This window comes from Duganella sp. AC237 (assembly GCF_979254035.1).
This window is the reverse complement of sequence record NZ_CEEDEW010000003.1, coordinates 5,225,427-5,240,173: the sequence shown is the minus strand read 5'-3', so window position 1 is coordinate 5,240,173 and position 14,747 is coordinate 5,225,427. Positions and strand designations below refer to the sequence as shown.

General features: G+C 62.7%; 13 protein-coding genes and 1 pseudogene. 11 read left to right on the top strand and 3 right to left on the bottom strand.

The genetic code is table 11. The features are described from left to right. Position 1 precedes the first annotated feature (1 nt). From folC to AC0IYS_RS23195, 5 genes are all read left to right on the top strand, one after another. Complete coding sequence (gene folC, locus AC0IYS_RS23215; RefSeq protein WP_471707396.1) at positions 2-1,291, top strand: bifunctional tetrahydrofolate synthase/dihydrofolate synthase; 1,290 nt, start codon at positions 2-4, stop codon at positions 1,289-1,291. A gap of 22 nt (positions 1,292-1,313) precedes the next feature. Then, positions 1,314-2,360 carry an SPOR domain-containing protein gene (locus AC0IYS_RS23210; RefSeq protein WP_471707395.1) on the top strand — a complete coding sequence of 349 codons (1,047 nt, stop codon included), beginning with the start codon at positions 1,314-1,316 and terminating at the stop codon, positions 2,358-2,360. Between the two features lie 15 nt (positions 2,361-2,375). After that, a complete protein-coding gene (locus AC0IYS_RS23205) occupies positions 2,376-2,864 on the top strand; it encodes a CvpA family protein (RefSeq protein ID WP_471707394.1) in 489 nt (162 codons plus the stop codon). A gap of 74 nt (positions 2,865-2,938) precedes the next feature. Beyond that, positions 2,939-4,465, top strand: coding sequence for an amidophosphoribosyltransferase (gene purF / locus AC0IYS_RS23200; RefSeq protein ID WP_471707393.1), 1,527 nt, complete (start codon positions 2,939-2,941; stop codon positions 4,463-4,465). Positions 4,466-4,521: 56 nt separating this feature from the next. Next, positions 4,522-5,766, top strand: a complete 1,245-nt coding sequence (locus AC0IYS_RS23195) for a cystathionine gamma-synthase family protein (RefSeq protein ID WP_471707392.1) — start codon at positions 4,522-4,524, stop codon at positions 5,764-5,766. A 125-nt stretch (positions 5,767-5,891) separates the two neighbouring features. Here the strand turns inward: AC0IYS_RS23195 and AC0IYS_RS23190 are convergent. The 3 genes and pseudogenes from AC0IYS_RS23190 to AC0IYS_RS23180 all read right to left on the bottom strand — a co-directional run bounded on the left by AC0IYS_RS23190 (position 5,892) and on the right by AC0IYS_RS23180 (position 10,789). Continuing rightward, positions 5,892-7,219, bottom strand: a pseudogene (locus tag AC0IYS_RS23190) (IS4 family transposase). Between the two features lie 108 nt (positions 7,220-7,327). Then, complete coding sequence (lexA, locus tag AC0IYS_RS23185) at positions 7,328-7,966, bottom strand: transcriptional repressor LexA (RefSeq protein ID WP_209716483.1); 639 nt, start codon at positions 7,964-7,966, stop codon at positions 7,328-7,330. 117 nt (positions 7,967-8,083) lie between these two features. Then, a complete protein-coding gene (locus AC0IYS_RS23180) occupies positions 8,084-10,789 on the bottom strand; it encodes a DUF5695 domain-containing protein (protein ID WP_471707391.1) in 2,706 nt (901 codons plus the stop codon). 160 nt (positions 10,790-10,949) lie between these two features. On the opposite strand from AC0IYS_RS23180, the gene rpsF reads away from it, so the two are divergent. From rpsF to AC0IYS_RS23150, 6 genes are all read left to right on the top strand, one after another. Continuing rightward, positions 10,950-11,342, top strand: a complete 393-nt coding sequence (rpsF, locus tag AC0IYS_RS23175) for a 30S ribosomal protein S6 (RefSeq protein WP_090314787.1) — start codon at positions 10,950-10,952, stop codon at positions 11,340-11,342. Positions 11,343-11,372: 30 nt separating this feature from the next. Then, the gene (gene priB / locus AC0IYS_RS23170; protein ID WP_471707390.1) at positions 11,373-11,678 is read left to right on the top strand and encodes a primosomal replication protein N; all 306 of its coding nucleotides are present in this window, start codon (positions 11,373-11,375) and stop codon (positions 11,676-11,678) included. A gap of 15 nt (positions 11,679-11,693) precedes the next feature. After that, entirely contained in the window at positions 11,694-11,984 is a 291-nt protein-coding gene (gene rpsR, locus AC0IYS_RS23165) for a 30S ribosomal protein S18 (RefSeq protein ID WP_019922639.1), read from the top strand. Between the two features lie 28 nt (positions 11,985-12,012). Beyond that, entirely contained in the window at positions 12,013-12,465 is a 453-nt protein-coding gene (gene rplI, locus AC0IYS_RS23160; protein WP_090314782.1) for a 50S ribosomal protein L9, read from the top strand. 153 nt (positions 12,466-12,618) lie between these two features. Continuing rightward, positions 12,619-14,004: a replicative DNA helicase gene (locus AC0IYS_RS23155; RefSeq protein WP_090314778.1), complete on the top strand. Its 1,386-nt coding sequence runs from the start codon at positions 12,619-12,621 to the stop codon at positions 14,002-14,004. Positions 14,005-14,120: 116 nt separating this feature from the next. Continuing rightward, positions 14,121-14,747 carry a DUF47 domain-containing protein gene (locus tag AC0IYS_RS23150; protein WP_090314775.1) on the top strand — a complete coding sequence of 209 codons (627 nt, stop codon included), beginning with the start codon at positions 14,121-14,123 and terminating at the stop codon, positions 14,745-14,747.

The window sequence follows — 14,747 nt, the reverse complement described above, 5'->3', positions numbered from 1 at the left end:
CATGTCGAACCTCCCAACCACTTTGCCCGCCTGGCTTGCGCTGATTGAATCGCGCCACGCCGAAACCGTCATCAACATGGGCCTGGACCGCGTCCTGGCCGTCAAGGAACGCTTGCAGCTGAGCTTTAGCTGCCCGGTCGTGATGGTGGCCGGCACCAACGGCAAGGGTTCGACCTGCGCCATGCTGGAATCGGTGCTGCTGCGCGCCGGCTACAAGGTCGGCCTGTACATCAAGCCGCACTTCCTCGACTTCAACGAGCGCGCCCGGATCAACGGCGACCTGGCCAGCGACGAGGTGCTGGTCGACGCCTTCAACGCCGTCGAGGCGGCGCGCGGCGACACCCCGCTGACCTATTTTGAATTCACCACGCTGGCCATCATGAAGCTGCTGGCCGGCGCGGGCATGGATGTCGTCATCCTGGAAGTCGGCCTCGGCGGGCGCCTGGACGCCGTCAATATCGTCGATGCCGACGTCGCCATCGTCACCAGCGTCGATATCGACCACACCGACTATCTTGGCGATACGCGCGAGAAGATCGGCTTCGAGAAGGCCGGCATCTTCCGCGCCGGCAAGACAGCAATCTGCTCCGACCCGGTGCCGCCGCAGTCGCTGATCGACCACGCCGAAGCCATCGGCGCCGACCTGTGGCTGATGGGCCGCGATTTCAATTACTCCGGCGACAAGCAGCAGTGGAATTATGGCGGCCGCTCGCAGCGCCGCAATTCGCTGGCCTATCCGAGCCTGCGCGGCGCCAACCAGATCCTCAATGCGTCCGCCGTGCTGGCCGCGCTGGAGGCGCTCAAGCTGGAATTGCCGGTCGGCGCGCAGGAAGTGCGCACCGGCCTGGTCACGGTGGAGCTGCCGGGCCGCTTCCAGGTGCTGCCGGGCCGGCCGACGGTGATCCTGGACGTCGCCCACAACCCGCACGCGGCCTCGGCGCTGAACCAGAACCTGGGCAATATGGGCTTCCATCCGTACACCTACGCCGTGTTCGGCTCCATGCACGACAAGGATATCGATGGCGTCATCGCCGCCATGTCCGAGCATGTGGACCACTGGTGCCTGACGAATCTGCCGTCGCCGCGCGCGGCCAGCGCCTCGGAACTGGCCGCGAAGGTGCAAATTGTGCAACCGGAAAAATCCGAACGCACCATCAATATCTTCGACGATCCGGCCGCCGCCTATGCAAATGCGATGAGCCGGGCCGGGGAGAATGATAGAATTGTGGTCTTTGGATCTTTCCTCACGGTCGCAGGCGTCATGGCGGCGAGAAAATCCTCACTCCATTGAACGCACAGGACTGAAATCACGCATGGGCTTGTTCTCGAAATTCGGTAAAAACAAGCAAGAGACCGCCGGTCAGGACAGCGGCTATTACACCAGCGCGGATGATCAAGCCGCAGGCGAGCGCGCACGCTCCAAGCGCGCCTCGTCGGCCGACGGTCCGGCCAACTCGCGCCGCGCCAAGGACCGCGAGGCGGACGATCCGGTGTTGCCGGAAAAGAAACGCGCGCGCCGCCGCCTGGTCGGCGCCATCGCGCTGGCGCTGGCTGTCGCCGTCGGCTTGCCGATGGTGCTCGATTCCGAGCCGCGTCCGCTCGCGTCCGATATAGAAATCAAGATTCCGGCCAAGGATAAGCCGGCCGCCGCGCGCGCGTCGTCTGCCGCCGTCCCCGCAAGCGCCGCCCTCGACAGCAAGGAAGAAATCGTCGACGACGTCAAGCCGGGCAAACCCGCTGTCGCGGCCGCCCGCGCCGCGCCGTCGGCCGAGGAGGTCATCAAGGCCGACAACGCCCGGCAGGAAGCCGAAGCCCAGGCCGATCTGAAGGCCGAGGCCAAGGCCAAGGCGGAAGCCAAGGCCGAGGCGCTGGCCAAAGCCAAGGCCGAGCATGAGTCCAAGGCACGGGCCGAGACCGAGGCCAAGGCCAAGCTGGATGCCGAGCGCAAGCGCGAAGGCGAGCGCAAGCTGGCCGAGGCGAAGGCCGAAGCAAAAGCCAAGGCCGATGCCGAGCGCAAGCTGGCCGACGCCAAACCTGCCGCCAAGCCCGCTGCCGACAAGGCGTCCGAAGACGCGCGCGCGCTCGCCATTTTGGAAGGCAAGGGCGCGGCCAAGCCGGCCGCTGCCGCCGAATCCGGCCAGAAATTCGTGCTGCAAGTGGCCGCGCTGAGCGACCAGGGCAAGGTGGACGAGCTGCGCAAGAAGCTGAAGGACGCCGGCATCAGCTCCTTCACGCAGAAAACGCCTTCCGGCGAGATCACCCGCGTGCGCGTGGGGCCGTTCACCAACAAGGAAGAGGCGGAAAAAGTGCGCGCCAAGCTGAGCGGCATGGGCCTGAGCGGCCGCCTGGAAACGGTGTGATCCAGGCCGCCTGACGTGACGATTTTCGATTATCTGGTGATCTTCGTGATGGTCACGTCGATCATCATCAGCATGCTGCGCGGGCTGGTCAAGGAAGTGCTGTCGCTGGCCGGCTGGGTGGTCGCCTTCGTGGTGGCCAACGCCTACGCCGCCGCGCTGGCCGTGATGTTGCCGGCCGTGGTGCCGGGCGAGGTGCTGCGCCTGATCCTGGCCTTCATCGCCCTGTTCATCGGCGTACGCATTTTGATGGGCCTGTTGGCGATGGCGCTGGGCGCCTTGCTCGACGCCGGCGGCCTGAGCTTGCTGGACCGCCTGCTCGGCGCCGTGTTCGGCGTCGGCCGTGGCCTTGTAATCGTGCTGACCGCCGTCATCTTGTGTGGGATGACGTCGCTCCCACAACAGGATTTCTGGAAGGAGGCGTTGCTCAGTCCGTATGCCGAGACCGGCGCCCGGCTCGTCAAGACCTTCCTTCCCGCTGCGATGGCGCAGCATGTGAACTTTTGAATTGCACCACCGGTTTTAATCTGCGTCTTTAATCTGCGTCTTTAATCTGTATTACCCAGTCCAGGAGCACCATCATGTGTGGCATCGTCGGCGTCGTTTCCCATCAACCTGTCAATCAACTGCTGTATGACGCCTTGCTGCTGTTGCAGCACCGCGGCCAGGATGCAGCGGGTATCGCGACCAATCACAGCAGCATGTTCGCCATGCACAAGGCCAACGGCCTGGTGCGTGACGTTTTCCGCACCCGCAACATGCGCACCCTGCAAGGCAACTCGGGCATCGGCCACTGCCGCTATCCGACCGCCGGCTCGTCGAGCGAGGAAGAGGCGCAACCGTTCTACGTCAACGCCCCGTTCGGCATCACCCTGGCGCACAACGGTAACCTGACCAACTGGGAGCAGCTCAAGCAAGAGATGTTCAAGAACGACCGCCGCCATATCAACACCGACTCCGATTCGGAAGTGCTGCTCAACGTGCTGGCCCACGAAATCCAGAAGGCCACCACCGGCATCTCGATCGACGCCGACACCATCTTCGACGCCGTCACCGTGCTGCACCGCCGTGTGAAGGGTGGTTACGCCGCCGTCGCGCAGATCGCCGGCGTCGGCCTGCTGGCCTTCCGCGATCCGTTCGGCATCCGTCCGCTGTGCCTGGGCATCAACGAAACCGAGCAGGGCGCCGAGTACCTGGTCGCCTCCGAATCGGTGGCGCTCGAAGGCATGGGCTTCCGCTTCCTGCGCGACGTCGCGCCGGGCGAGTGCGTCTTCGTCGATGCCGACATGCAGCTGCATAGCCGCCAGTGCGCCGACAATCCGTCGCTCAACCCGTGCGTGTTCGAATTCGTCTACCTGGCCCGTCCGGACTCGGTCATCGACGGCGCCTCGGTCTACGCCACCCGCCTGAAAATGGGCGAGTACCTGGCCGAGAAGATCAAGCGCGAATTCAAGGACGGCGAGATCGACGTCGTCATGCCGATTCCCGATTCGTCGCGTCCGGCCGCGATCCAGCTGGCGCTGGCGCTCAACGTCGAGTACCGCGAAGGCTTCATCAAGAACCGCTACATCGGCCGCACCTTCATCATGCCGGGCCAGGCCGCGCGCAAGAAATCGGTACGCCAGAAGCTGAACGCGATCGCCTCCGAATTCAAGGACAAGGTCGTGCTGCTGGTCGACGACTCCATCGTGCGCGGCACCACCAGCCGGGAGATCGTGCAGATGGCGCGCGAAGCGGGCGCGAAGAAAGTTATCTTCGCCTCGGCCGCGCCGCCGGTGATCTACCCGAACGTGTACGGCATCGACATGCCGACCCGCGACGAGCTGATCGCCTACGGCCGCACCACCGAGGAAGTTTGCCGCGAAATCACCGCCGACCACCTGGTGTACCAGGACATCGAGTCGTTGAAGCGCGCCATCTCCGACGTCAATCCGGAGCTGAAGAACTTCGAAGCGTCGTGCTTCGACGGCATCTATGTGACCGGCGACGTGTCGAAGGAATACCTCGACAAGCTGGAGTACGCGCGCCACAACCCGAAGGCCAAGACGACCCACGAGGACGCCGGCCGCTCGCAACTGAATCTGAATCTCGCGACCGCCGAAGGCTGATGTCGCGCCCGGTACGGTTCGCCGTACCGGGCTTTTTTTTTGACCATTCCAAGCATATGAACGATAAGAAACACTACGGTTTCACCACCACCATCCTGCACAACGACCGCCTGAAGGGCATCGAGCATGGCTCGCTGCACAAGCCGATCCACACCTCGGTCGCGTTCGGTTATAGCGACGCGCGCCAGCTGGCGTCCGTATTCCAGGGCAAGGAGCCGGGCTTCCGCTACGGCCGCCAGGGCAACCCGACGATCTCCGCGCTCGAGGACAAGGTCAACAAGATGGAGCAGGGCGTCGGCACCTTGTGCTTCGCCACCGGCATGGGCGCGATCGGCGCCGTGTTCCAGGCGCTGCTGCGCGCGGGCGACCATGTCGTCTCGTCGGCCTTCCTGTTCGGTAACACCAACAGCCTGTGGCAGACCACGATGGCGCAGGGCGTCGGCGTGTCGTTCGTCGACGCCACCGACGTCGCCAACGTCGAGGCCGCCATCACCGACCAGACCCGCATGGTGTTCGTCGAAACCATAGCCAACCCGCGCACGCAGGTGGCGGACCTCAAGCGCATCGGCGAGCTGTGCAAGGCGCGCGGCATCCTCTACATCGTCGACAACACGATGACCACGCCGTACCTGTTCCGGCCGAAGTCGGTCGGCGCCGGGCTGGTGGTCAACGCGCTGACCAAATCGATCGGCGGCCACGGCAACGCGCTGGGCGGCAGCCTGACCGATACCGGCGAATACGACTGGACCAGATTCCCCAATATCTACGAGAACTACAAGAAGGCAGCGCCGGTGCAATGGGGGCTGGCGCAGATCCGCGCCAAAGGGTTGCGCGACTTCGGCGCCTCGCTGGGGCCGGAGGCGGCGCACCACATCGCCGTCGGCGCCGAAACCCTGGCGCTGCGCATGGAGCGCACCAGTGCCAACGCGCTGGCGCTGGCCGAGATCCTGGAGGCGGACGAGCGCGTGGCCGCCGTCCACTATCCGGGCCTGGCATCGCACCCGCAGCACGGCATCTCGAGCGAACTGTTCCGCAAGCACGGTTCGCTGCTCAGTTTTGAATTGAAGGATGGGATCGACTGCTTCGACTTCCTGAACCGCCTCAAGCTGGCGATTCCGGCGTCGAACCTGGGCGACACGCGCACCTTGGTGATTCCGGTCGCGCACACGATTTTCTACGAGATGGGTGCCGAGCGCCGCGCCTCGATGGGCATCGCCGAATCGTTGATACGCGTCTCGGTCGGCATCGAAGACACCGACGACCTGCTCGACGACTTCGCCTGCGCCCTGGAAGGCTGCTAAACAACTCCAGGGTCAGGTCCACCATTTCTACACGAGCCCAGCCTTATTGCCAAAACAAGGCCCCGTGGCCGCACGTACGGCCGAGAGCGTGTAGAAATGGTGGACCTGACCCTAATGCCGCTAAGTTAAGCTTTTTTAGTTAGTCGTTTCTCTGGATATCGCTGCGCCACCGCTTTAACGACCCGGTCGAATTTCCGGCCGGGTCGCTGCGCCTTCAGGTCGAGTACCAGCCTATCGCGCAGGCGTTTGAGTCTGGCCGGAATGGTTCCCGGCGAGGTTGCTCGCCCGATCGTCATCAGTTCGTTCTGAATGGTGGTCAGGGCGAGGAGGAAACTGATCGAGGTGGGCGCGCATTTGGCCTCCAATGCCGCCTTGGCCATTTCAATGCGAATCAAGTTGTAGGCGATCATCGCACCCCAGATCTCTTGCTCGGTGCCTTCGACGCTCATGCTGCGTAAGGTCAGCGCCGATCCCAGCATGGACTGTTTCAATTCCCTGTAGCTGGTCTCGATGCGCCAGCGACGCTGATAACAGGCAGCCAAGTCAGCACGTTTGATCATTTTGCGATCTGTCAGCGAAGTGAGCAGGTGGCGCGGTTTGCCGCCGTCGCCGTCGTCCACCTTCACCGCTCGTGCGCGCCACGTTTTGGGCAACGTGGGGTCGCCTTTCTGGCCTGCGCCGAGATCGCCATTTCCACCAATGCGTCTTCGTCGGTGCCTTCCACGATGGTCCATTTGGTATTGGTTTTCGCCGGAATGAGGAAGTGGCGGTTGTTGCCGTCCGTGGTTAAATTGGACAACAACTGCGCCGAGAAGAAGCCGCGATCGAACACCGTGAGCGAGTCGTCGGGCACGCTGGCGAGCAGGTCATGGGCGTGCGTCATCTCGCTGACGCTGTAGCGGCCAAAGCGGGCGTCGCGGATGAGCTGGGTATCGGCCATCATCAAGGTGACGGCCCGCGTTTGCGGATAGCTGGCCACCTTGTCGTTGGGATAATTCTGCGCGCCAAAATGCTCGCGGTTGGCCGCGCTGTCGGCCAGGCGCAGCGTCGTGCCATCCATGGCCAGCAGGTGCAATCCCTTGAATAAATAATGCGCTTGGTCGTGGCCTATCCACTGCTGGGCCGATTTCTCGAATAGCCATTTGAGTGGCTCGGCCCCAACGCGCTGGCGCGCCTGCGTCGTGGCGCTGGAGGTGATGCAGCGATCAGCCAGTTCCGGCAGCGCCAAGTCGAGGCTGTCGACGATGTCCTTGACCGATAAATGCCGGTATAAAGCCAACGAAATGACGAGCCAAACGACCTGCTGCGCCGGCAGACGCCGTGACCGGATACTGGCCTTGTCAGTGGCGGCCAGCGCCCCTTCAATCCATTCGTAAGGTAAATGCGCGCCTAGCCGCCTCCAGTCGGGCGGGCTTGGAAGGTCTATAGCGAGGGAAATGGCATCTGATAGCATCGTGCCGGCAAGTTAACACTTTCGGCCGTCGTTTACAAGAAAAATGCCGCTAAGAGCTTAACTTAGCGGCATTAGGACCTGACCCCGGAATGAGAGCCTGGGTTGGGCTTAGTGCCAGCTGCGCATCAGGCCGACCGCCAGGCCTTCCAGCGCGAACTCGTCCGCCTCCGGGTCGACCTTGATGATCTTGAAGTCCGGGTTCTCCGGCAGCAGCTCGACCAGGGTGCCGGTCTTGCGGTAGCGCTTGACCGTGACGTCGTTGCCGATCCGCGCGACGACGATCTGGCCGTTCTTGGCGCTGTCGACCTTCTTTACCGCCAGCAGGTCGCCGTCCATGATGCCGGCGTCGCGCATCGATTCGCCGCGCACCTTGAGCAGGTAGTCCGGCTTGGACGAGAACATCGCCGGGTCGACGCTGTAGCTCGTCTCCAGGTTTTCCTGCGCCAGGATCGGCGAGCCGGCGGCCACGCGGCCGATCAGCGGCAACGACATCATCAGCGACACCGGCACCTTCGGCGTGGCCGGTTCGGCGTGCACGCCCAGCAGACGGATGCCGCGCGAGGTGCCGGCGGCGATTTCGATGGCGCCCTTGCGCGCCAGCGCCTGCAGATGCTCCTCGGCCGCGTTGGCGGATTTGAAGCCCAGTTCGTTGGCGATCTCGGCGCGCGTCGGCGGGAAGCCGGTGTTTTCGATGGCATCCTTGATCAGATTGAGAATTTGTTCCTGACGTGCGGTGAGCTTGATCATGAGTGCAGTTGGGCCTGTGTATATAGACAGTCTGTATTTTTGTACAGTATGGCCCGCAATGCAAGGAAATTTGTTGTGTTCAGCGAAATAAAATGAAAAAAGTTCGTTCAACCACCTTCATCGTGGCTTCAACAGCACGCGCGTGGTCGCCGCCGTCAGCGGAATCTTGTAGCCATCGCGCTCGGCAACTAGGCCCTGCGGCTTGAATCTGCCCCCCGGACTCTCGACCAGCAGACGGGCCGCCGGCGTCGCAGCGGTGGCGGCTGCGAGCTCGATCGTGATCGCGCCGCTCTTCGGATCGTAGGTGGCGCTGTCGATCTTGCCCGCCTCCAGGGTGATCCAGGCACGCGCCGGCGCCACGAACAGGCGCGTGCGTGCGCTGTCCTTGGGCACGATCTGGACCGTGCCATTATTAGCCACTTTCATGTTGCCGCCAAAGCTGAGCCACCCGAAGGTCGGGTCGTTCAACACATAAGTGGCGGTCGCGTACGCGTGGCCGTAGAAGCCCATGCCGTAGTCGCCGCTGTAGGCGTCCCAGCGCATCATGTCCGGCCAGGCGTGGAAGGCGGCCGACGAGAAACCGTCGCGGTCGATATTGGTGATGCCGCCCAGCAGCCCGCCGTAGGCCACGCGCAGCAAGTGCAGGTCGCTCGGGTTGGCCCGGTAGGCGTCGAACAGCGGCACCGCGTTCAAGGTCGAGCCGTAATGGTGGATCTGGCGCTCGATGCGCGCGGTCTTGCCGCCATATAAGAAATCCCAATAGCGGCGGGCGTTGCCGTTGTAGCCCCAGCTCGGGATCGCCGGGTCGTAGCCCAGGATCACTTCGCGCGTGATGTCGGCCTGCTTGGTGTAGCCGAAGTGGCGCATCCACGCGTAGACCTCGGCCTGGCCGGTCGAGTCCCACGCCATCTCGCTGCCGAACGGGTAGGCAAGGGTGCGCCAGTGGTCGGCGCGCCGCTTCATCATCGCTTCCATGTCGGCCGCCTCGGCCGTCATGCCTTCGCGCTGCAGGTCTTTCAGGATGTCGAGGAAGACGTCGCCCTCCATCAGCCCGAACTGCGCGTACTCGGGCGCGTCGCGCACCATCGCCACCGTGGTCTGGTAGGCGCGCTGCAAGTACCAGCGCCAGTCGTGCGCGGTGACCAGGCCGGCGTGGTTGCGCGCCAGCCGGTACAGCACCCAGTGGCCGATGGCGACGTGCGGATAGTTATAAGCGCGGCCCAGGTCGTCCGCGTCCTTCTTCGGCCATGAGGTCCAGGTGCTCCAGTCCGCTTTCTGGTTGTAGTAGCCGGGGAAGGCTTTCGGGTCGTAGTAGAACAGGCTCTTGCGCACGGCGCCGGCCTGCGGGCCGTCGGCCACCTGCAACTTGCCGACCACCGTCTCGTTGACCAGCCGTTCAAGCTTGGCCACTTCGGCCGCGTCCGGGTTGTCGAGCTGCTTGCTCATGGCCGCCACCCAGCTGCCGCCGCCGCCTTCGTCGCTCATGCCCGAGATCCACACGCGCGGATCGTCGGTGACGATGCGCTTGGCGTCGCGGTCGTAGGTGAGGATGGCAGGCGCGCGGTTGAACGGATCTGTCTTGTCGTCGAACCATTGCTGGGTGGTGGAGAACTTGCCGAGGTCGGCCACCGTCTGCTCCAGCGGCTTGGTGACGAAGTAGCTGACCGTCTGCACGCTGCCGTCGGCGTAGGCGATCGACAGGCGCGCCGGTCCCAAGCCGTTGCCGCGCACCGTGTAGCGCGCCCAGCCTTTGGCGCTCGACTTGACCGGCGCGACGGCCAGCGCGTTCTCGGGCGAACTGGTGATGCCGACGACTTTTTGCGGACTGTTGAGGAACAAGGTCGCCTCCAGATCGGTCGGCACCACGTAGCCGGGGATGCCGACGGCGACCGGGCGCTTTTGCGCGATCAGGGCGGCTTCGATGGCGCGGATCGACGGCGCCGTGGCGAAGCGCACGCCGATGTCGCGCCGCGCGCCCGCTTCCAAAGTGATGCTGGTCGGCGTGTTCCACTGTTCGCCGGCGTTCTTCCATTCGTTCTCGGCGTAGGCCTTGCTGGCGACGGTCCAGTCGTAGAAGCCTTCTGAGGTTTGCGCGCGCGGGCTGCGGTCGGTCAGCGGACGCCATGCTTCCAGCGGCGTGCGCCCGTCCGGCGTGACGATCAGCGCCGGGCCCTGGCCGTTGAGGCGCGTCACCTGCACATAGCCGGCGTCGCGGCCTATATAAGGGTCGGCGAAACTGGCGCTGGCGTGGGCCTGCTCCAGGTTGCGGTCGGTGATGATGTTGTCGAACACCATCGGCATGCCGAGGCCGCCGATTTCCACCGGCGCGTTCGACTTGTTAATCAACGTGAACCGCAGCACCAGCGTGCCGCCCTCGTTGAGCCAGCGCCGCTCCACCGTCAACGGCAGGTCCTTGCCCAGGCTGGCCGTGATGTCGGCCGCCGCCAGGACCTTGCCGCCGGCCGTCAGCGGCTTGATCGGTCGCCGCGCGGCGGATGAGGAGAATTCCTGCCAGGCCCCGGCGCCACCGCTGCGCAGGCGCAGGTTCAGGTCGCCGATGTGGGCGTAGCCGTCGTACTGGCGCTCGGCTTCCCTCGGGCCGGGTGTGAAGTCGAAGCTGGGATCGGCGACCGGATCGAGCCGGGCCAGCGTCTGGGTGTCCGTGCGCAGCGCCAGCAGGAATTCCCTGGTGCTGTAGGCCTTGGTGGCGATGTCGGGATGGCTGGGTTTGGCGGCGGCGGGGGTGGGCACCTCGGCGGCGTGGGCTGGGCCCGTAATGAGGAAGGTAAACAGCAGAGGGGACAGCGCGCGGAAAGGTTGCATATCGAAATCCTGTTGGTTTTGCAAGATGTTAGCACTGTCCCGGGGCGGCGAAGGGGTAGATTTCCGCCCGAAAAGCTGATATAGTCGCGGGCTTACCTCTTCCCACACCTGTCTTGACGCCAGGGTGGGCTATATTTTCACAGTCCTTAAGGGAGTTTGCATGCGTCACTATGAAATAGTATTTATCGTCCATCCGGACCAGAGCGAGCAAGTGCCCGCCATGATCGAACGTTACAAAACCACCGTAACGACCCGCGGCGGCGCCGTGCACCGTGTTGAAGATTGGGGCCGTCGTCAGATGGCTTACTCGATCCAGAAACTGGCTAAGGCACACTACATCTGCCTGAACATCGAATGCGACAACGAGACCCTGGTCGAGCTGGAAACCGCCTTCAAATTCAATGATGCCGTGCTGCGTCACCTGACCGTCAAGATGAAGAAAGCGGAAACCGCTCCTTCGCCGATGATGAAGTCGGTACAACGTGAAGATGCAGCGAAATCGCATCGCACCGAAGCCCCAGCAGCTCCTGTTGCCGCCGCTCCTGCGGCCTAATTGTTGCAAAACCGAGCTGACTCAGCTCCAGTGAATCAAAGCCAATTCATTGCCTTGATCGCCGAACGGGACGCCTTGCGCTATACCCCGGCCGGCATGCCGATCGTGAACGCTGTACTCCAGCACCGGTCGCAGCAGATGGAGGCGGGCATTGCCCGGTTGAGCGAATTCGAGATTTCCGCGGTTGCCGCGGGCGAGATCTCGGGCCGCTTCAACCAGGCGCCACTGGGCGGGGTGTACCAGTTCACCGGTTTTCTCAACAAAAAGACACGCAACAGCAAAAGCCTGGTGTTTCACATCATTGATTTTAGTGCTGTCCCAGACAGCTCAATTTAGATACAGGAGCCTCAAATGGCATTCGGTAAAAAGTTCGACAAAAACAAGCTCAAGCTTAAAGAAAAGCGCAAGCAACAAAATCCACTGTTCAAGCGCAAGAAGTTCTGCCGCTTCACCGCCGCTGGCGTTGAGCAGGTTGACTACAAAGACGTTGATACCCTGAAGGACTTCGTCCAGGAAAACGGCAAGATCATGCCAGCACGTCTGACCGGCACCAAGGCGCACTACCAGCGTCAAGTTGACACCGCCATCAAACGCGCCCGCTACCTCGCGCTGCTGCCTTACACCGATCTGCACCACGCTTAATTGCGTAGTCTAATCCTGGAGAAAAACTATGCAAATCATTCTGTTAGAAAAAGTCGTCAACCTGGGCAACCTGGGTGAAGTCGTTAAAGTTAAAGACGGTTACGCACGTAACTTCCTGATTCCGCAAAAAATGGCCCGTCGCGCTACCGCGTCGGCTGTTGCTGAATTCGAAGTCAAGCGCGCCGAATTGGAAAAAGCTGCTGCCGCTAAACTGGCCGCCGCGCAAGCCCAAGGCGAGAAACTGAACGGCATGACCGTGAACGTTTCGCAAAAAGCTGGTGTCGACGGCCGTCTGTTCGGCTCGGTCACCAACTTCGACATCGCTGAAGCGCTGACCAAAGCTGGTTTCGCTGTAGAAAAAGCTGCTGTGCGCATGCCTACCGGTCCTCTGAAGACCGTTGGCGAGCACCCGGTGAGCGTTGCTCTGCACACCGACGTAGTGGTCGAAGTGACCGTTGCAGTCGTCGGCGAAGCAGCCTAAATTGCTTGCACGGGCAGCAATGCCCGTTGTGTTGCTAATAACGCTTGCGATATTGGTAATAGTTGAAAAAAGCCGGGCTTGCCCGGCTTTTTTATCGCCAATTTTTTCGCGGTAACGCCTTGGCTGCCGCCCTAAGCGGGTATAATTCGCGCCATGAACACCCCCTCCGATCCGCAACTCGATTCACTCCGCGTCCCGCCGCATTCCATCGAAGCAGAACAGTCCGTCATCGGCGGCTTGCTGCGCGATAACCAGGCGTTCGACCGTATCGCGGACATGATGCATTCGGAAGACTTCTACCGCTATGACCACCGCATCATCTTCGAACAGATCGTCAAGATGATCAACGGCTCCAAACCGGCCGACGTCATCACGGTGTTCGAAACCCTGACGCAGATGGGCAAGGCCGAGGACGTCGGCGGGCTGGCCTACCTGAACGCGATGGCGCAAAACACGCCGTCGGCGGCCAATATCCGGCGCTACGCCGAGATCGTGCGCGACCGCTCCATCCTGCGCCAGCTGATCACCGTGGCCGACGAGATTTCCGGCCAGGCGTTCACGCCCCAGGGCAAGGAAGTCAAGCAAATGCTCGACGAGGCCGAATCGAAGATCTTCGCCATCGCCGAACAGGGCGCCCGCGGCGCCGCCGGCTGGCTGCCGGTGCAGCCGCTGCTGACCCAGGTGGTCGAGCGCATCGATGAATTATATTCACGTGACAACCAGTCCGAGATCACCGGCGTGCCGACCGGCTGGATCGACCTCGACCGCATGACCTCCGGCCTGCAGCCGGGCGACATGGTGGTCGTTGCCGGCCGCCCGTCGATGGGCAAGACCGCGTTCTCGATGAACATCGCCGAGAACGTCGCGGTCGAAGAGGGCCTGCCGGTCGCCGTGTTCTCGATGGAGATGGGCGGCGTGCAGCTGGCCATGCGTATGCTCGGTTCGGTCGGCCAGCTCGACCAGCACCGCCTGCGCACCGGTAAGCTCAACGACGAGGATTGGCCGCGCCTGACGCACGCCATCCAGAAAATGAACGACGCCCAGGTCTATATCGACGAGACCCCGGCATTGAACCCGATCGAGATGCGCGCCCGCGCGCGGCGCCTGTCGCGCCAGTGCGGCAAGCTCGGCCTGATCGTGGTCGACTACCTGCAGCTGATGACCGGTTCGACCCAAGGCGACAACCGCGCCTCCGAGATCTCGGAGATCTCGCGCTCGCTCAAGGGCCTGGCCAAGGAACTGCAGTGCCCGGTGATCGCGCTGTCGCAGCTGAACCGCTCGCTGGAGCAACGCCCCAACAAACGTCCCGTCATGTCCGACCTGCGCGAATCCGGCGCTATCGAGCAGGATGCGGACGTCATCATCTTCCTGTATCGCGACGAGGTCTACAACCCCGACTCGCCCGATAAGGGAACGGCCGAGATCATCATCGGTAAGCAGCGTAACGGCCCGATCGGCTCGGTGCGCCTGACCTGGATCGGCCAATACACCAAGTTCGGCAACTACGCCGGTAACCTGGCGCTGTACCAAGGCGACTAACACCGGCAACACCACTGGGTACGCCACAGCAAACAGGGCGTACCCATCCTGACGCCGCCGGCGAATGCCGGAGGGCGGTCTGTAGCAGTAATCACGACTATGAAACGGAGAAAGACATGTTTGGACGCTTGATGCCCACCGAGGGCAAATTTTTTGACCTGTTCAATCAGCACGCCGACCTGTGCGTCAAAGGTGCAAAAGAGATGCTGGGGTTGATGTCCAACTTCGACGACCTGGAAAACCGCGTGCACGCCATCGAGAGCATCGAGAAACAGGCCGACAAGATCACCTACGCCACCGTCGACCTGCTGCACAAGACCTTCATCACGCCGATCGACCGCGACGACATCCACAAGCTCATCACGCGCCAGGACGACATCCTCGACCTGCTGGAAGACGCCGCCCAGACCGTCTCGCTGTACGACCTGCACTCGGTCACGCCGGAAGCCAAGCGCCTGGCCGAGCTGGTGCTCGCCTGCACCGAGAAGGTCAAGGAAGCCGTGGCGCTGCTGCACAACATGGACAACTCGCGCCAGATCGTCGCCATCTGCGAAGAGATCGACCGCCTGGAATCGGACGCCGACCACGTCATGCGCGCGGCCATGTCCAAGCTGTTCCGCGACGAACCGGACGTGCGCAACCTGATCAAGATGAAGGCGATCTACGAAATTCTGGAAACCGTCACCGACCGTTGCGAGGATGTGGCCAACATCATCGAAGGCATCATCGTCGAAAACGCCTAA